Genomic DNA, 17,004 nt, shown 5'->3' with positions numbered 1-17,004 from the left:
GGCCATAGGATTGAGGCGCGACAGCTAACCCAGGGGAAGTGACATGTCCGATCCGCTATACGTTCACCTAGACGGCGTGCGGTCCATCGCGCAAATCCACGACGAGGTGGTGGCGGGCCTATCGCAGGTGATGGGCGCAGCGGCACCCGAAGCGGCGGGCGTGCAGACCAGTCACGGGGCGATAGCCTCCGCGGTCAGTACCGCCTTGAGCAATGTGCTCGGCGCGCGGCAGGGCACGTTGCAGACGACCGCGACGTCCGGCAGCACGATCTCGGAGCTCCTGCAGAAGGCCGCGCAGATGTACGAGCAGGGCGACCAGCAGGGCGCCGAGAAGCTGAAGGCGGCGGCCGAGGCACTCGAAGGCAAGCAGGGCGGCCAACCGGGCAGCCCAGGCGGTCCCGGTTCGCCCGCTGGCTCTGCCGGCACGCCTGCCAGTGCGGCGAGCCCGGCGGGCACCAGCGCGGGCAGCGGCGCCGAATCAATGGGTCAGGTTTTCGGTCAGGTCGGGCAACAGGCAGCACAGATGGCTCAAGCGGTAGTGCAGCCGTTGGGAGCGATCGCCCAAGGGCTTGGGCAGATACCGCAGCAGATCATGCAGGGCGTCCAGCAGGCCGCGCAGGCGGGACAGTCGTCCGCCGCGAAGGCCGGGGCCGAGCGCCCTGCGGGCGAACGTTCGGACGAGCGCCCGAAGGAGCCGACGTCGGAGAAACCCGAGGAACGTCCAGAACAGCGGGAGCGGGTTCCGCGGGAGCACGCTGAAGGGGCTGCCCCGGGCGCTTCTGCGCAGACTGGGCCTGCGCCGGCACCGCCCCGCGCCGAGCGGGCCCAGACACGTCCGGCCGACTAGCTACAACCGGCGGCCGAGATCCTCGCCGCTGTCGCGCGGATGTGCCGGCGGCGCCACCGGAGCGGCGGCGTGCTTGCCGTCGCCAGTGGCAGAGGGTCCTGCCATGTCCGTCTCGGCGCGATGCAGCGGCTCGCGTTCCTCGCGATGCGGCGACTCGCGCTCGTCGCGCTCGGTGGGCGTGTCTTGGTTCGCGGCCTGATCCGGGACGCCGTCCTCGCGCGGCTGCGGTTGGCCGACCACGCCGGCCGCACCGCTAGCACCGCCGGGCGCACCGCCCGCTGCACCGCCGCCCGCCGCACTGCCTGACGACTGGCCCCCTGCCCCACCGCCTTGAGCCCCTTGCATGGCCTGCTGCATCAACGAACCGAACATGCTGGTCTGCCCGCCCAGGGCCTGCATCGGCGCACCCGCCATCTGCCCCATCTGCCCGGCCTGCTGGCCCATCTGTCCGAGCATGCCGACGATTTGGCCGACGGACTGCGAACCGGAGTCGTCGGAGTTCTGGTAAGCCGCCTGCGCAACGCCCAGCTTTCCGGAGAACATGTTCTCTTTCGCTGACAGCGTCGCGACGTTGGCCGTCAACTCAGCGGCCAGTGTTGGAAGCACGGCCGCGATGGTCGTGCTCAACGCGTCCTGGCCCGGCTGAATCGTCGGTATCTCAGGAAGCTCGATGGAGGCCGCGTTCCAGCTCAGGCCTTCAGGCTTCCTCAGCGGCATGCTCATCGCGCTTCTCCCCTGCTGTCACCAGTCATCGTCGTCACCTTCATCGACGTCGTAGTCGAGCGGCGCGGGCACGCCCAAGCTCGCTGCGGTGCCGCCGCTCTCGCCGCGCTGTCCCATGTGCGGCGCCATGCCGCCGCCCATGCCACCACCCGCGGCCATCGGGGCGACCCCGCCGGTTGTGGTGGACCCGGCCGCGGCGCCCTCCTGCGGCGCGGTACTCACGGACTTGGTGCCCACCAGATTCGCCATCTGTGATGTCTGCAGCGGGGTTCCTCCGGAGCCGGGCAGCGACGCCGCCTTCACCATGCCCGAGCCACCGCCCGCACCCGAGCCACCCGCCAGCGGATGGTTGGAGAACGAGGAGAACGGCAGGCCGGCGGCACCGAGTGAATCCGCCTTGCCTCCAGAACCGAACGTCGACATCAGCTGTTGCAGCGGCTGAGACAACTGCTGCAGCTGCTGGCCCATCTGCTGAGGCACAGCCATCACCGCCTGGCCGAGCTGCATGGGGATTTGCGCCGCCATGGATCCCATCTGGCTCATCATCTGCATGGCCTGCTGGGATCCGCCGCCGGCTTGCTTCGCGGCCTCCTCCGAGGTGTCTTTTGCTTCTTTCCCGCCGGGCACAGAAGGGGCCGCACCGGCAAACGGGATGCTCGGGGGCACGGCGAGGGTGTTGGCAAGTTCAGTCGTGTGGGCCGTCACGTTGGCGATGTTCTGGGACAGTCCCATCTTGATGCGGCTCTGCACCAGCTCTTGAGCGTTGCTGAACGGCATCGCCGAGAGTGCCTCGCACTCGTGCTGGACCTCCTGCGCGATCGTGTTCGCCAGCATCTTGGCCTTGACCACGGTGGCCTCCATGGCGCGCAGCTTCCCCGCGATCGCGGCCGCGTGTGCGGCGTTGGCCTCGTGGCCGCCGATGATCGTGGTGGCCTCGCCGGTGGCCGCCAGCGATCCGGCACCCTCCCACACATCGGACAGCTTCATCAGCTGGCCTTGCTGCTGGGGCACGATCGATCCGGTGATTTTCGCGGCCAGCGCCTCATACGTCGCCGCTGCGGCGGCCAACGTCTCCTCGTCGACATTCGGCCAGCCAGGGCCCGTCACCGTCTGCGACCCGAACGGGCTCGAATCGGGAGGTATGGCCATGACAGACAAATTTACCGTGCTGGCGATAGCTGTCGGTCCGCCAATCGCATCGCCGATCAGGGCCGGCTATTGCGACTCCAACCGGCCGTCCGATAGCCGGAGCCGACGCTGGATCCCGATCTCGGCGAGGAACCGCTCGTCGTGGCTGACGACGACGAACGCGCCCTCGTAGGCATTCAATGCGGACTCGAGCTGGCCGACGCTGACGAGATCCAGATTGTTGGTCGGCTCGTCGAGCAGCAGCAATTGAGGCGCCGGTTCGGCGTAGAGCACGCATGCGAGCGTGGCGCGTAGCCGTTCGCCACCGGACAGCGCGGCGATCGGCAGGTGAATTCGGCTGCCACTGAACAGGAATCGGGCCAGCAGGTGCATGCGGCGGGTCTCGGACAGACTCGGTGCGAACACGGTGAGGCTTTCGACCACGGTGCGGCGGTCGTCGAGCAGGTCGAGTCGCTGCGACAGATGTGCGACTCGACCGTCGAAGCGCTGGGTCGCGCCCTTCTCTGGTGTCAGCTCTCCATTGATGATGCGCAGCAGCGTGGACTTGCCCGCGCCGTTCGGTCCGGTGAGCGCAATGCGTTCGGGACCGCGCACGGTCAGGTCGATCCCCCCGAAGAGACCGTCGACCGTCAATCCCTCTGCGGCGAACAGCGTCCGCCCGGCCGGCACATGTGTGTCCGGTAGCTCGAGCACGATCACGTCATCGTCGCGAAGTGCGCGCTCCGCGTCGTCGAGCCGTGTCTTCGCGTCGGCCACCCGCGCGGCGTGGACGTCGTCCCCACGGCCCGCCGACTCCTGGGCGCTGCGTTTGAGCGCGCCCGCGACGATCTTCGGCAGACCGGCGTTCTTGACGTTTCGAGCGGCGGTGGCCGAACGCCTCGCGGCTCGTTCGCGCGCCTGTTGGCGTTGTCGCTTCTCGCGTTTCAGCTGTTGCTCTGCATTGCGGATGTTGCTCTGCGCGACGCGCTGGGCGTCGTCGACAGCCTCCTCGTAGGCCGTGAAATTGCCGCCATAGAAGCGGATTTCGCCGCGGTGCAGTTCGGCGATGCAGTCCATCCTGTCGAGTAGAACGCGGTCGTGACTGACCAGCAGCAGGCATCCGGTGAAGTCGTCGAGCGCGTCGTACAGCTTGCGACGCGCGTCTGCGTCGAGGTTGTTTGTCGGCTCGTCGAGCAGAAGCACATCGGGCCGTTTGAGGAGCTGCCCGGCCAGCCCGAGTGACACCACTTCGCCGCCGGACAGCGTGCCGAGCCGCCGGTCAAGGGTGATGTGGCCGAGGCCGAGCCGATCCAGTTGCACGCGCGTACGTTCCTCGATGTCCCAGTCGTCGCCGATCGCGGTGAATACGTCCTCGCCGGCGTCGCCGTAGGTGAGCAATTCGAGGGCTTCGATGGCCGCGGCGACACCGAGTACTTCGGCGACGGTTAGTTCGGCAACGAACGGAAGCGTCTGAGGCAGGTAACCGATCGCGCCGTCGACGCTGACCGATCCCGCGGTGGGACGGCAATCGCCGGCAATCAGCTTGAGCAGCGTGCTCTTTCCGGCGCCATTGGGCGCGACGAGGCCGGTGCGGCCCTCGCCGACGCTGAAGGACAGATCGTCGAACAACGGGGTGTCATCGGGCCAGGCAAATGACAGGTTCGAACAAACGATGGAAGACATGCGAGAGATCTCTCGGGGCTCAGACGACGGGAACGCGGCTCCGGGGTCTCACAGCATGGTTTCCAGCGTAGGTACGCCGTCAACCGGTTAAATATCGCCGCAGCATGTCGGTCGCGGCGGTGATCTTGGCCGTCTCCACGCGCTCATCGGCGCGGTGGGCGAGGTTCGGGTCGCCTGGGCCGTAGTTGACCGCCGGGATGCCCAGTGCCGCGAAGCGTGCGACGTCTGTCCATCCGTACTTGGCGCGCACCTGGCCACCGGCGGCCTGCACGAGCGCGGCGGCCGCGGGTTTGGTCAGTCCGGGCAGCGCGCCCGCCGCGGAGTCGGTCATGTCGATCTGCACGTCGAGCCCGTCGAGCACCTCATGGACATGCTCGAGGGCTTGGTCCACGCTGCGGTCGGGGGCGAAGCGGAAGTTGACCGTCACCGATGCGGCGTCGGGGATGACGTTGCCGGCCACCCCGCCGTCGATGCGCACCGCCGACAGCCCTTCGCGATAGGTGCAGCCGTCGATGTCGACGTTGCGCGGCTGGTAGGCCTTCAAGCGGGCGAGCACGTCGCCGAGTTTGTGAATTGCATTGTCGCCCAACCATGATCGTGCGGAGTGGGCTCGGGTGCCGTTAGCGCTGACGACGACACGCAAGGTGCCCTGACAGCCCGCTTCGATGTAGCCGCCGGACGGCTCGCCCAGGATGGCGACATCGGCGTGCAACCAGTCGGGCATCTCACGTTCGATGCGGCCCAACCCGTTGGCGGCGGATTCGATTTCCTCGCAGTCGTACATCACCAGCGTGATGTCGTGCGTGGGTTCGGCGATCGTCGCGGCCAGGTGCAGAAAGACCGCATCGCCGGATTTCATGTCCGAGGTGCCGCAGCCGTGAAGTTCGTCGCCTTCGAGGCGGCTGGGCAGATTGTCGGCGGCGGGCACGGTGTCGGTGTGACCGGCCAGCAGGACGCGCGACGGCCGACCCAGATTGGTGCGGGCCAGCACGGCGTTGCCGTTGCGCACGACCTCGAACCCGTCTGCCTGCGCGCGCAGGGCAGCCTCTATCTCCGCAGTTATGCGCTGCTCGTGCCGCGACTCGCTGGGGATGTCCACCAGCGCCGCGGTCAGCGCGATCGGATCGCCACGTAAGTCGAGCACGATTCCTTAGGCTAGCCGGTCCCTCTTCTCCGGCGAGCAGACGCAAAAGTGCCCATTTTGCGGCGTTTCGGGGCACCTTTACGTCTGCTCGGCCGGGGAAAGTAGCCTTTTGGACCGTGACTTCTGCTTCTGGCGTCGGGCTGGCGACCATCGCCGCCGACGGATCCGTCCTCGACACGTGGTTTCCCGCTCCCGAACTGGACGCCGACGGCCCGTCGGGCACCGTGCGGCTGTCGCTCGCCGAGCTCCCGCCCGAGCTGGCCGATCTGACCGGCCACGACCACGACCGTGACGTTGAGACCGTCGCCGTGCGCACGACGATCGCGTCGCTGGAGGACAAGGCCACCGACGCGTACGACGCCTATCTGCGGTTGCACCTGTTGTCGCATCGGCTGGTCCCGCCGCACGGCTTGAACGCCGACGGCTTCTTCGGCGTGCTGACCAACGTGGTGTGGACGAACTACGGCCCGTGTGCGGTGGAGGGCTTCGAGGTAGTGCGGGCGCGGCTGCGCCGGCGCGGACCGGTGACGGTCTACGGCATCGACAAGTTCCCACGGATGGTCGACTACGTCGTGCCGTCCGGCGTGCGCGTCGCCGATGCCGATCGCGTGCGGCTCGGCGCGCACCTCGCGTCTGGCACCACCGTCATGCACGAGGGCTTCGTGAACTTCAACGCCGGCACGCTGGGCAGCTCGATGGTCGAGGGCCGGATCTCGGCGGGCGTCGTCGTCGACGACGGTTCCGATGTCGGCGGCGGCGCGTCCATCATGGGCACGCTGTCCGGTGGTGGCACGCAGGTGATTTCGGTGGGTAAGCGCTGCCTGCTCGGCGCCAATGCTGGACTTGGCATCTCGCTCGGCGACGACTGCGTCGTGGAGGCGGGGCTGTACGTGACCGCCGGAACGAAGGTGCAGACGGCCGACGGCCAGACCGTCAAGGCGCGTGAACTCTCCGGAGCGAATAACCTACTGTTCCGCCGTAATTCGTTGACCGGCGCGGTCGAGGTGGTCGCGCGCGACGGCAGCGGCATCACGCTCAACGAGGCCCTGCACCACAACTAGTCCCCTCCGCGCGAACGTCCGCCGCCGATCAACCTGCCGCGTTCGGCTTCAGCGGCGGGCAGTTGCCGTGCTCGTCGACCGCCAACTCGAAATGCCAGATCTCGTTCGCGTAGATCTGACACAGGCCGAACTGGACGCCGTTGCGGATCAGCCATTGATCGGCATCCACGGGTGCGACATCGACGGCCTGGCCGAGAACGTGTTTGGAAACCTCGGGTGCGGCGACGAATTGCCTTGCGACGTCAACGCTTCCGAACTTGGCGACGGCATCATCGAACAGCCGCTGCTGAAAGCCCGGGGAGCGCCAACCCGACGTGATCCTGATGTCGATGCCTTCCGACGCCGCTTTGCGCGTCGCATCCTGGATAGCTTGGAGGAGAGCCGGATCAAGTTGGGCCAGGACCGGATTCGACACGTCGAACGGGCTGAGTGTCTGGCCTTCAGGAATCCAGCCGCCAAACGTATCTGTGGCGGCTGGGCCGATCGACAGCTGTGCGTCGGGTGTGGGCGCGACCGACTGAGTGGTGGATACAGGCTCAATCGGCACCGCCGTGGCGCACCCGCTGACGAGCGCGGTCGCCGCAACCAATGCACTGATCCGCCGACGAACGTGCGCAAAGTGCACACCAATTGCGGCGTGTCGGGGTACAGACACGCACGCTCGCGGTAGTTGGGTCATCAGGCTTTCGAGGCCAGGATGCAGAACTCGTTGCCCTCGGGGTCGGCCAGCACCACCCAGGTCTGCTCACCCTGGCCGACGTCCACGTGCCGAGCGCCCAGGCCGACTACCCGATCCACCTCGGCCTGCTGGTTATCGGGACGGAAGTCCAAATGGATGCGATTCTTGACCACCTTGTCGTCGGGCACGACGACGAACAACCAGTTGGGACCGCCGCCTGGCGGCGCTTCCAGCACCACATCGCCGTCCTTGTCGACATAGGTTCGCCAGCCCAGCACCGTCGCCCACCACGCACCAAGCGCGTTCGGGTCGTGGGCGTCGATGCAGATCTCCTCGAACGTGAGGCTCATTTCTCGACTCTCGCTCCCACCGGTCCTCGCTCGTTCGTCGCTGCGATCCTCACTCGCGTTCGTCTTCGGCCCATCCGGCCAACTCCTTCTTGAGCACCTTGCCCATCGCGTTGCGCGGCAAGCTGTCGACCAGCCGCACCTGCCGCGGTCGCTTGTGCACCGAAAGTTGCTGGGCCACATAGTCGATCAACGCGTCGGGTTCTGCGTCGCCCACGACGAAGGCAACGATGCGCTGGCCGAGGTCGTCGTCCGGCACGCCGACGACGGCCACTTCCGTCACGCCGGGATGCCCGAGAAGCACGGCCTCGATCTCGCCTGCGCCCACCCGGAACCCGCCGGTCTTGATCAGATCCACAGACTCGCGGCCGACGATGCGGTGCATGCCGTCGCCGTCGATGACCGCGACGTCGCCGGTGCGGTACCAGTCCCCGTCCAAGGCCTCGGCGCTGGCATCCGGCCGGTTGAGATAGCCGTCGAACATCGTTGGGCTCCGAACCTGCAGTCGCCCAATAGTTTCCCCGTCATGAGGAACCTCGGCGCCGTCCTCGTCGACCAGACGGGTCTCGACGCCGGCCAATGGCAGGCCCACCCAGCCGGCTCGCCGCTCGCCGTCGGCGCGGGTGCTGAGCGTGATCAGCGATTCGGTACTGCCGTACCGTTCCACCGGTTGGTGTCCCGTCAGTTCGGCGAGCCTGTCGAACACCGGCACGGGAAGCGGCGCACTGCCGGACACCAGCAGGCGTGCATCGGCGAGTGCCCGCGCCGCGTCGCCGTCGTCGACGATGCGTGACCACACGGTGGGCACCCCGAAGTACATCGAACCGCCGGCCGAAGCATACAAAGCCGGTGACGGTTTTCCGGTGTGCACGAAGCGGTTTCCGATGCGCAGCGGCCCGAGCAGGCCCAATACCAGGCCGTGCACGTGGTACAGCGGTAGCCCGTGCACCAGGGTGTCGTCGGGTGTCCATTGCCAGGCCTCGGCGAGCATGTCGATATCGGCGGCGATGGCCCGCCGGCTGACCACTACGCCCTTGGGCGGACCGGTGGTGCCCGAGGTGTAGATGATCAGCGCCGTCGACTCCGGCGGCGGCTCGGCGTAGCGGTGCCACGACCGCGCGTGCAGGCGCACGGGAATATGCGACAACCCCTCGGTGTCGTCGGGCTTCTCCCCCAGCCACGCCTGGGCGCCGGAGTCGGTGAGGATGTGACGGCGCTCGGCGGCGCCGACGTCCGCGGGCACAGGGACAACGGGCACGCCGGCGATCAGTGCGCCCGTGACGGCCAGCACCGTCGTCGCGGTTGGGGTGGCCAGCACGGCGACCCGGTCGGCGGCGGCGACACGCTCGGCCACCGACGTCGCGGCGCCGACGAGGTCGCTGCGGCTGAGCACCGCGCCGCCGATGCGCACGGCATCCGCGATGTCTGCGCCGGCGGCGACGGCGGCCGGATTCAGCGAGGCCAACAGCACGACCGTGAGGTTACCGCTGGGCATACTTGGCGCGTGGAACACATCCAGCGGATGGCGTCGCGCGAGGTGTATCGGAACAACTGGATGACCCTGCGTGAGGACGACATCCGCCGACCCGACGGCAGCACCGGGATCTACGCCGTGGTCGACAAGCCGACGTACGCCCTGGTGATCCCCCGTGACGGCGACCGATTCCACCTCGTCGAGCAGTTCCGATACCCGCTGGGCTTGCGGCGCTGGGAGTTTCCGCAGGGAACCGCACCCGAGCAGGAGCACCTCGAGGCGGGCGAGCTGGCTGCTCGCGAACTGCGCGAGGAGACCGGGCTGCGGGCGGCGTCCATGACGGTGCTCGGACAGCTCGACGTCGCGCCGGGAATGAGCAGTCAGCGCGGCTGGGTTTTTCTCGCGGCGGGCATCACCGAAGGTGAGCATGAGCGCGAGCACGAGGAGCAGGACATGCACAGCGAGTGGTTCACGCGCGAACAGGTCGAGACGATGATCCGCGCCGGCGTCATCACCGATGCACAGTCGATCGCGGCCTGGGCGCTGATGATGCTCGGCGAGCGTTAGCGGCGTCAGCGGAGAGCTCGCAGAAGCCTCTAGTCGAACACGCCGACGCTTCCCACGCCGCAAGTTGGGCCTTGGCGTTGTCGACACCGGCGGGCCCAACCGGCACACGGCATGGCTGACGACGATCAACCCGAACGGGATGCCGCATGCCACGCCCGTCGGCTTCATCCAGATCGACGGCGTCTGGTATTTCACTTCCGGTCCGGGAACCCGCAAGTCGCGCAACATCGCGGCCGATCCACGCTGCGTCGTCAGCGTCGCGACGCATCCGTTCGACCTGGTGATGGAAGGCACCGCTGAACGCGTTACCGACGCCGACGAACTGCGCACTGTCGCAGAGGCGTACGCGGCAGATGGCTGGCCCGCGCGGGTCGACGGTGACGCCGTGACGGCCGAATACAGCGCTCCGTCGGCGGGCCCGCCGCCGTGGTACGTGTACCGGGTCACGCCCGTCACGGTGTTCGCGTTCGGCACCGCCGAGCCGTACGGCGCCACGAAATTCGACCTCACGCGATGAGTTTTGAACCGTGTAACGGTCTACATCGTTGAAAACACTAGACAACAAGACGAGCTTTCGAGAGGGGTGACACGATGACCGCGATATACGGGATGATGGCGATGATGCCCGCACTGTTCGCCGGCGCCGGCTACGTCCTCGTGTCATCCCGGGGCACCGCCGAGTGTAAGGGCTGCAAGAGCGATGAGTGATGTGGAATTCATCCGCGAACTCGTTTCCTTCAACCGATGCGAATCCGTAATCCGTTCGTAGCCAAGACATGCCGCACCCATAGGTTGATTTGACGGTTGGGCCAATTAGCCTGCGGTTAATGTTTGCCCGTCGGATATGGAGCGCGTCGTTGGCCGCGACTTCGGTTACTGCTGCCTGCATCTCCATCACCGCGACTGCCGAAGCAGCAGGTCCGCAGTGGAATGGCCGATACACGCTCGTCACCTATGCATCGCAGAAGAACGGCAGCAGCATGGCCAAACTTCAACCGGAATCGGACTTCAGCTCCCAGTACACGTTGGCCACCGATTGTTCGAGCGGTCTCTGCGTAGCAACGGTCGTTGACGGCCCGGCGCCGAGCAACCCCACCATCCCGCAGCCGACGCGGTACACCTGGGACGGCTCGCGGTGGGTGTTCGCATACAACTGGCAATGGCAGTGCTTCCGCGGCGACGGTCTGCCCGCCGAGTGGGCACCGGCGCGATCGCAGGTGTACTACACACCTGCCCAGGGCGGTTCGCTGGCCGGGACATGGCGCACAGACATCCTCGGCGGGACATGTCGCGGCTTTGTCGTCATGCCCGTCGCCGCGTATCCCGCTTAGTGCCTCCGCTCGGCCAGTGCGCGCAAGAAGAACGTCAGATTCGCGGGACGCTCGGCCAGCCGACGAACGAAGTAGCCGTACCACTGGGTGCCGAACGGAACATAGACGCGGACGTCATTGCCCTCGTCGGCCAGCCTGCGCTGTTCGGCATCACGAATTCCGTACAGCATCTGGTATTCGAAATCGTCCACGCTGCGGCTATTCTCGCGGGCCATCGCCGGAACGGCCTCGATGATCTCGGGATCGTGCGAGGCCACCATCGGATACCCGCTGCCCGCCATCAGCACCCGCAAGCAGCGGAGGTATGAGTCGATGACGTCGTCGCCGGCGCGGTACGCGACCGACGCGGGTTCGTCGTATGCGCCCTTGCACAGCCGGATCCGCGCGCCCGACGCGGCGAACTCGCGGCAATCCGCCTCCGTGCGCTTGAGGTAGGCCTGCAAAACCGTACCGAGCCAATCGAACTCAGTACGCAAGTCACGAACGATCGACAGCGTCGAGTCCGTCGTCGTGTGGTCTTCGGCGTCCGCCGTCACCCACACGCCGAGCCGCTGAGCCCGCTCGCAAATCGTGTGGGCGTTCTCCAGCGCGATCTTCTCCCCGTCGCGCGGCAACGCCTGGCCGAGCGCCGACAGCTTCAGCGACACCTCCAAAGGCCGGACCTCTCCGGCGGGTTCGCTCCGCGTTCCCAGGGCGTCGAGCAGCGTCAGGTACGCATCGACGGTGGCGTTGGCCATATCGACGTCGGTGACGTCCTCGCCCAGATAGTCGATGCTGACCAGGCGGCCCGAGTTCCGCAACTGCTCAACGGAATTCATCGCGTCGCCGACCGTCTCACCCGGCACGAACCGGTGCACCACACTGCGGGTGACTGGCATCCGTTCGGCGGTTCGCCGCAACCGGTCCGACCGGCCGGCGGCCAGGATGACCGGGCGGACCACCCGGTGAAACACCTCGGCCATCGTCAGACCTCCATGTGGGGGTAGTTGTGATCGGTGGGCGGGACGAACGTCTCCTTGATCGACCGGGCCGACGTCCAGCGCAGCATGTTCAGTGCCGAGCCCGCCTTGTCGTTGGTGCCGGATGCCCGCGAACCGCCGAACGGCTGCTGACCGACCACCGCGCCGGTGGGCTTGTCGTTGACGTAGAAATTGCCCGCCGCATGCCGCAGCCGCTGCTGTGCCTTCAGCACGGCCGCACGATCGTCGGCGATCACCGCACCAGTCAGCGCGTACTTGGCACCGGTGTCGACAACGCCGAGGATCCGGTCGTAATCGCCATCGGGGTACACATGCACCGAAAGGATCGGCCCGAAGTACTCGGTGCAGAACGACTCGTCGGTCGGGTCGTCGGACAGCAGCACCGTCGGCCGGACGAAATAGCCTTCGCTGTCGTCGTATTCGCCGCCGACCGCAATTGTCACATTGGCAGCGCTCTTGGCGCGCTCGATCGCCTTCACGTTCTTCGCGAACGAGCGCTCGTCGATCAGTGCGCCGCCGTAGTTCGTCAGATCGGTCACGTCGCCGTAGCGCAACGCCTCGGTGGCCGACAGGAAGTCGTCGCCCATCCGCTGCCACACCGAGCGCGGGATGAACGCGCGCGACGCCGCCGAGCATTTCTGTCCTTGGTAGTCGAAGGCGCCGCGAATCAGTGCCGTGCGCAACACATCCGGACGCGCTGACGAATGCGCCACGACGAAATCCTTGCCGCCGGTCTCCCCGACCAGTCGTGGATACGTGTGATAGCGGTCGATGTTGTTGCCGACCTCGCGCCACAGATGCTGGAACGTTCCCGTCGACCCGGTGAAGTGAATCCCGGCCAACCGCGGATCCGCAAGGGCCACATCGGAAACCGCGATCCCGTCGCCGTTCAGCAGGTTGATCACACCGGGCGGCAGGCCGGCGGCCTCCAACAGCTGCATGGTCAGGTACGCGGCGAACGTCTGGGTCGGCGACGGCTTCCACACCACGGTGTTGCCCATCAGCGCGGGCGCGGTCGGCAGGTTCCCGGCGATCGCGGTGAAGTTGAAGGGCGTGATCGCGTAGACGAAGCCCTCCAACGGCCGGTAATCGGTGCGGTTCCACATACCGCGGCTGCTGATCGGTTGCTGCGCCAGGATCTGGCGTGCGAACTCGACGTTGAACCGCCAGAAGTCGACGAGCTCACACGGCGCGTCGATCTCGGCCTGATAGGCGGTCTTGGACTGACCGAGCATGGTGGCCGCGGCAAGCTTCTCTCGCCACGGACCTGCCAGCAGGTCGGCTGCCCGCAGGAAGACCGCCGCGCGTTCGTCGAACGGCGTGGCCTCCCAGTCGGCCTTGGCGGCCATCGCCGCTTCGATCGCGGCGGATGCATCGGCGTGCTCGGCGTTGGTCATTGTGCCCAGCCGCGCGGAGTGGCGATGCGGCTGGACGACGTCGATGCGCTGGCCGCCGCCCATGCGGTGGGTGCCGCCGATGACGTGCGGTAGGTCGATGGCGTCAGCGGAGAGCGCCTTGAGTTGTTCGGTCAGCCGGGTGCGTTCACCCGAACCAGGTGCGTATTCATGGATCGGCTCGTTGGCCGGAAAGGGCACGTCGGTGATGGCGTCCATGCAGCAAGAATGCCCTGATTGCGACGCGCAACACATGGCTGATCCGACAACTCCATTCGGCATCTATAGTCGAATCGGACAAAGGAGCGTGCAATGGCGGTGCAGACGGCCGGGCTTGGTCTCGGGCAGTTGTTGCTCGCCTTGGACCGAACGATGGTGACGCTCGTCGAGGCGCCGCGCGGGTTGGACATGCCGGTCGGCTCGGTGGCGCTGGTAGATGCCGACGATGTGCGCCTCGGGCTGGCCGTGGGGCCGGGATCCGCCGACCTGTTCTTCCTGCTCGGTGTGTCGGACGCGCAAGCGGTGGGGTGGCTCGAGCAGCAGTTCGCCGGGACCGGCCGGGTGCCCGCCGCCATCTTCGTCAAGGAGCCGTCGGCCGCCGCGGTCAAACGTGCAGTCGCGCTCGGCACCGCAGTGGTGGCCGTCGAGCCGCGGGCGCGGTGGGAACTGCTCTACAAGCTCGTCAACCACGCCTTCGAGCACCACGGCGACCGCGGCGATCCGCTCTACGACTCCGGCACGGATCTGTTCGGCCTCGCACAGTCCATCGCCGACCGCACGCACGGCATGATCAGCATCGAAGACGCGGACTCGCACGTCCTGGCCTACTCGGCGTCCAGCGACGAGGCCGACGAACTGCGCCGGCTGAGCATCCTCGGTCGCGCGGGGCCGCCGGAGCATCTCGAATGGATCGGCCAGTGGGGCATCTTCGACGCGTTGCGCGCGAGCAATGACGTCGTCCGCGTCGCCGAGCGCCCCGAGTTGGGGCTGCGTCCGCGCTTGGCGGTCGGCATCCATCTGCCGGCGACCGATGCCCGCCGCAGGCCCGGTTTCGCGGGAACGATATGGCTGCAACAAGGTTCGGCGCCGCTGGCCGATGACGTCGAAGAAGTCCTGCGCGGCGGCGCGGTGCTCGCGGCGCGCATCATGTCGCGGCTCGCGGCCACGCCGTCGACGCATACTGTCCGCGTGCAGGAGCTGCTGGGCTTGGCCGGCGAGGACGTCGACATCGGCGCCGTCGCCCGTGAACTCGGCATCACCGCCGACGGCCGCGCGGCGTTGATCGGCTTTGTCGGCGTTGAGATGGCGGTACCTGCCGACGTGATTGCATTGAGCGCCAGTGCGTTTCGGGCCGACGCCCAGATCGCGACGACGGGCGAGCGCGTGTATGTGCTGCTGCCGAAGACCGGTGGGGCGTCGTCGGTGACGTCATGGGTGCGCGGCATGGTCGCGGCGTTGCGGCGGGAACTCGGGGTGACGCTGCGCGCGGTGATCGCCGCCCAGCTCGCGGGTCTGGCCGGCGCTGCGGGAGCGCGTGCCGAGGTGGACCGCGTATTCGACAGTGCCGAGCGCCATCCCGGCGCGATCGGGCAGGTGACGTCACTCGACGAGGCGCGCACGACGGTGCTGCTCGACGAGATCGTGTCGCAGGTCGCCGGGCAGCCGCGGTTGGTCGATCCGCGAGTGCGGCAGTTGCGTGAACAGGACCCCATGCTCGCCGACACATTGCAGGCGTATCTCGACGGGTTCGGCGACATCGCGGCCGTCGCACAGCGGCTGCACGTGCACCCGAACACGGTGCGGTATCGGGTTCGCCGCATCGAGAAGCTGATGTCTACGTCGCTGGACGACCCCGACGACCGTCTGGTGCTGGCGTTGGGTTTGCGCGCGACGGAGGCTTAGCTTGCGCGAGCAGTCATAAAACTGCCCATTTTGGCTGGAAATTGGGCAGTTTTGCGTCTGCTCGCGCTGTCCACATCGGACAGGCGCAGCATCAAGACCTGACCACTGCAGCTCCCGTTGGTAAGACGATGACGACGGCGATGTCGCTCGGATTGCTCAGCTCTTGGCGGCTCGAGTGTTGGCTTGTGCTACGCCGCAGCCGATTTCGCGTGGCATAAGCCAACACTCGGCGTCACGTCAGCCGCTGGACGGCCGCGGCTATCCGCTCGTCTGTGGCGGTCAATGCGACCCGGACATGCTTTGCCCCGCGCGGGCCGTAGAACTCACCGGGCGCGACCAGGATCCCCCGCTGCGCCATCCACGCGACGGTGTCGCGGCACGGCTCGCCGCGGGTCGCCCAGATGTAGAGCCCGGCCTCAGAGTTGTCGACCGTCAACCCGGCCGACTGCAGCGCCGGCAGCAGCTGAGCCCGCCGTCGCGCATACCACTCGCGCTGCTCGCGTTCGTGTGCGTCATCGTCCAGTGCCGCGACCATGGCCGCTTGCACCGGCGTCGGCACCATCATCCCGGCGTGCTTGCGCACCGCGAGCAGCTCGGCGACCACGGCTGGATCGCCCGCGACGAAACCCGCGCGATAGCCCGCCAGCGACGACGTCTTCGACAGCGAATGCACCGCCAGCAGCCCAGTGTGGTCGCCGTCGCACACGTCCGGATGCAGCACCGAATACGGTTGCGCGTCCCAGCCAAGACCTAGATAGCACTCGTCGGATGCCACCAGCGCGCCACGATCGCGCGCCCAACCGACAACCTTGCGCAGGTGTTCGACGCCCAGCACCTTGCCCGTCGGATTGCTGGGCGAGTTGAGGTAGATCAGCGCGGGCGATTGCGGGCCGAGCTGGGTCAGCGAGTCGGCGCGCACGATCCGGGTGCCAGCGAGCTGAGCCCCGACTTCGTATGTGGGATAAGCGAGCTCGGGCACGACGACGAGGTCGTCGGGGCCGAGACCAAGCAGCGTCGGCAGCCACGCGATCAGTTCCTTGGTGCCGATCACCGGCAGGACCGCGTCATCCGCCAACCCCGTAACGCCATATCGGCGATGCAGTGCCGCCGCGGCCGATGCGCGCAGCGCAGGTGTCCCTGCCGTCGTCGGGTATCCCGGCGCGGCACTGGCCGCGGCAAGTGCCTCGCGGATCAGCGGCGCCACCGGATCTACCGGTGTTCCCACCGACAGGTCGACGATCCCGTCAGGGTGCGAACGCGCCAGCGCGGTGACGTCGGCCAGGGTGTCCCAGGGGAACACCGGAAGCGACGCCGCTCGGGGTTGTCTAGCCGCTTCGCTGCGCTCAGCGGACGTGCGCCTGCGAAGCTGTGGGCGAGCCGTTATGAGTCCTCGCCCTGAGGAGGCAGGTCCTTGACCGACTGCGGGTCGTTCTCCGTCATCCCGACCTTCGACGCGCCGCCGGGCGATCCGAGTTCGGCGAAGAAGTCGGCGTTGATCTGCGTGTACCCGCTCCACTGATCGGGCACATCGTCCTCGTAATAGATGGCCTCGACAGGGCAGACCGGCTCGCATGCGCCGCAGTCGACGCACTCGTCCGGATGGATGTACAGCATGCGTGCGCCCTCGTAGATGCAATCGACAGGGCACTCCTCGATACACGCCTTGTCTTTGATGTCGACGCAGGGTTCGGCAATCGTGTACGTCACTGGGAACTCCTCAAGTCTCCTCGATCTCCTGTCCAGT

Annotated in this window: 17 protein-coding genes; 6 read left to right on the top strand and 11 right to left on the bottom strand. The window is 67.2% G+C overall.

Annotated features, from left to right (window positions below; all coding sequences use genetic code 11):
• Window positions 1–43 precede the first annotated feature (43 nt).
• Window positions 44–847, top strand: a complete 804-nt coding sequence (locus VJV41_RS05405) for an ESX-1 secretion-associated protein (RefSeq protein WP_325331866.1) — start codon at window positions 44–46, stop codon at window positions 845–847.
• Here VJV41_RS05405 and VJV41_RS05400 read toward each other — a convergent pair whose 3' ends face one another.
• The 4 genes from VJV41_RS05400 to dapE form a co-directional block, all read right to left on the bottom strand.
• The gene (locus VJV41_RS05400) at window positions 848–1,570 is read right to left on the bottom strand and encodes a hypothetical protein (protein WP_325331864.1); all 723 of its coding nucleotides are present in this window, start codon (window positions 1,568–1,570) and stop codon (window positions 848–850) included.
• Window positions 1,571–1,588: 18 nt separating this feature from the next.
• On the bottom strand, window positions 1,589–2,719 hold the full coding sequence (locus VJV41_RS05395) for a hypothetical protein (RefSeq protein ID WP_325331862.1): 1,131 nt from the start codon (window positions 2,717–2,719) through the stop codon (window positions 1,589–1,591).
• 66 nt (window positions 2,720–2,785) lie between these two features.
• Entirely contained in the window at window positions 2,786–4,381 is a 1,596-nt protein-coding gene (locus tag VJV41_RS05390; RefSeq protein ID WP_325331860.1) for an ABC-F family ATP-binding cassette domain-containing protein, read from the bottom strand.
• 79 nt (window positions 4,382–4,460) lie between these two features.
• Complete coding sequence (gene dapE / locus VJV41_RS05385; protein WP_325331858.1) at window positions 4,461–5,525, bottom strand: succinyl-diaminopimelate desuccinylase; 1,065 nt, start codon at window positions 5,523–5,525, stop codon at window positions 4,461–4,463.
• A 116-nt stretch (window positions 5,526–5,641) separates the two neighbouring features.
• Here dapE and dapD point away from each other — a divergent pair, with 116 nt between their 5' ends.
• Window positions 5,642–6,586 (top strand): 2,3,4,5-tetrahydropyridine-2,6-dicarboxylate N-succinyltransferase, encoded by a 945-nt coding sequence (gene dapD / locus VJV41_RS05380; protein ID WP_325331856.1) that lies wholly within the window; start codon window positions 5,642–5,644, stop codon window positions 6,584–6,586.
• Window positions 6,587–6,614: 28 nt separating this feature from the next.
• Here dapD and VJV41_RS05375 read toward each other — a convergent pair whose 3' ends face one another.
• From VJV41_RS05375 to VJV41_RS05365, 3 genes are read right to left on the bottom strand one after another with little or no spacing between them, the layout of a single operon-like run.
• On the bottom strand, window positions 6,615–7,241 hold the full coding sequence (locus tag VJV41_RS05375) for a M15 family metallopeptidase (protein WP_325331854.1): 627 nt from the start codon (window positions 7,239–7,241) through the stop codon (window positions 6,615–6,617).
• 23 nt (window positions 7,242–7,264) lie between these two features.
• Window positions 7,265–7,615, bottom strand: coding sequence for a VOC family protein (locus VJV41_RS05370; protein ID WP_325331852.1), 351 nt, complete (start codon window positions 7,613–7,615; stop codon window positions 7,265–7,267).
• Window positions 7,616–7,664: 49 nt separating this feature from the next.
• A complete protein-coding gene (locus VJV41_RS05365; RefSeq protein WP_325331943.1) occupies window positions 7,665–9,083 on the bottom strand; it encodes an acyl-CoA synthetase in 1,419 nt (472 codons plus the stop codon).
• Between the two features lie 51 nt (window positions 9,084–9,134).
• Here VJV41_RS05365 and VJV41_RS05360 point away from each other — a divergent pair, with 51 nt between their 5' ends.
• The 3 genes from VJV41_RS05360 to VJV41_RS05350 all read left to right on the top strand — a co-directional run bounded on the left by VJV41_RS05360 (window position 9,135) and on the right by VJV41_RS05350 (window position 10,984).
• Window positions 9,135–9,653, top strand: a complete 519-nt coding sequence (locus VJV41_RS05360) for an NUDIX domain-containing protein (protein WP_414684885.1) — start codon at window positions 9,135–9,137, stop codon at window positions 9,651–9,653.
• A 64-nt stretch (window positions 9,654–9,717) separates the two neighbouring features.
• Window positions 9,718–10,170, top strand: coding sequence for a pyridoxamine 5'-phosphate oxidase family protein (locus tag VJV41_RS05355; RefSeq protein ID WP_325331848.1), 453 nt, complete (start codon window positions 9,718–9,720; stop codon window positions 10,168–10,170).
• Between the two features lie 310 nt (window positions 10,171–10,480).
• Window positions 10,481–10,984, top strand: coding sequence for a hypothetical protein (locus VJV41_RS05350; RefSeq protein WP_325331846.1), 504 nt, complete (start codon window positions 10,481–10,483; stop codon window positions 10,982–10,984).
• On the opposite strand, the gene VJV41_RS05345 is transcribed toward VJV41_RS05350, so the two are convergent.
• Both VJV41_RS05345 and pruA read right to left on the bottom strand, forming a co-directional pair.
• Window positions 10,981–11,946, bottom strand: coding sequence for a proline dehydrogenase family protein (locus VJV41_RS05345; RefSeq protein ID WP_325331844.1), 966 nt, complete (start codon window positions 11,944–11,946; stop codon window positions 10,981–10,983). The two genes, VJV41_RS05350 and VJV41_RS05345, sit on opposite strands and share 4 nt — an antisense overlap.
• A gap of 2 nt (window positions 11,947–11,948) precedes the next feature.
• Window positions 11,949–13,577, bottom strand: a complete 1,629-nt coding sequence (gene pruA / locus VJV41_RS05340) for an L-glutamate gamma-semialdehyde dehydrogenase (RefSeq protein ID WP_325331842.1) — start codon at window positions 13,575–13,577, stop codon at window positions 11,949–11,951.
• Window positions 13,578–13,670: 93 nt separating this feature from the next.
• On the opposite strand from pruA, the gene VJV41_RS05335 reads away from it, so the two are divergent.
• A complete protein-coding gene (locus tag VJV41_RS05335; protein ID WP_325331840.1) occupies window positions 13,671–15,260 on the top strand; it encodes a PucR family transcriptional regulator in 1,590 nt (529 codons plus the stop codon).
• A 232-nt stretch (window positions 15,261–15,492) separates the two neighbouring features.
• Here the strand turns inward: VJV41_RS05335 and dapC are convergent, their stop codons facing one another.
• Together dapC and fdxA are read right to left on the bottom strand one after the other, a co-directional pair.
• Entirely contained in the window at window positions 15,493–16,560 is a 1,068-nt protein-coding gene (dapC, locus tag VJV41_RS05330) for a succinyldiaminopimelate transaminase (protein ID WP_325331838.1), read from the bottom strand.
• Between the two features lie 80 nt (window positions 16,561–16,640).
• Window positions 16,641–16,967 (bottom strand): ferredoxin, encoded by a 327-nt coding sequence (fdxA, locus tag VJV41_RS05325; protein ID WP_325331836.1) that lies wholly within the window; start codon window positions 16,965–16,967, stop codon window positions 16,641–16,643.
• Window positions 16,968–17,004: the final 37 nt, after the last annotated feature.

Origin of the sequence: Mycobacterium sp. (assembly GCF_035274705.1) — a bacterium.
Classification (GTDB): Bacteria; Actinomycetota; Actinomycetes; order Mycobacteriales; family Mycobacteriaceae; genus Mycobacterium.
Note: the sequence above shows the minus strand (reverse complement) of the source record. Positions and strands in the feature narration are given on the sequence as shown.

What these genes read in the sequence shown, in the direction of transcription:
- VJV41_RS05400 (WP_325331864.1), bottom strand. Translation starts at nt 1,570, where the DNA reads ATGAGCATGCCGCTGAGGAAGCCTGAAGGCCTGAGCTGGAACGCGGCC.
- VJV41_RS05360 (WP_414684885.1), top strand. Translation starts at nt 9,135, where the DNA reads ATGGCGTCGCGCGAGGTGTATCGGAACAACTGGATGACCCTGCGTGAG.
- VJV41_RS05390 (WP_325331860.1), bottom strand. Translation starts at nt 4,381, where the DNA reads ATGTCTTCCATCGTTTGTTCGAACCTGTCATTTGCCTGGCCCGATGAC.
- VJV41_RS05345 (WP_325331844.1), bottom strand. Translation starts at nt 11,946, where the DNA reads ATGGCCGAGGTGTTTCACCGGGTGGTCCGCCCGGTCATCCTGGCCGCC.
- VJV41_RS05335 (WP_325331840.1), top strand. Translation starts at nt 13,671, where the DNA reads ATGGCGGTGCAGACGGCCGGGCTTGGTCTCGGGCAGTTGTTGCTCGCC.
- VJV41_RS05370 (WP_325331852.1), bottom strand. Translation starts at nt 7,615, where the DNA reads ATGAGCCTCACGTTCGAGGAGATCTGCATCGACGCCCACGACCCGAAC.
- VJV41_RS05350 (WP_325331846.1), top strand. Translation starts at nt 10,481, where the DNA reads ATGTTTGCCCGTCGGATATGGAGCGCGTCGTTGGCCGCGACTTCGGTT.
- pruA (WP_325331842.1), bottom strand. Translation starts at nt 13,577, where the DNA reads ATGGACGCCATCACCGACGTGCCCTTTCCGGCCAACGAGCCGATCCAT.
- VJV41_RS05405 (WP_325331866.1), top strand. Translation starts at nt 44, where the DNA reads ATGTCCGATCCGCTATACGTTCACCTAGACGGCGTGCGGTCCATCGCG.
- VJV41_RS05395 (WP_325331862.1), bottom strand. Translation starts at nt 2,719, where the DNA reads ATGGCCATACCTCCCGATTCGAGCCCGTTCGGGTCGCAGACGGTGACG.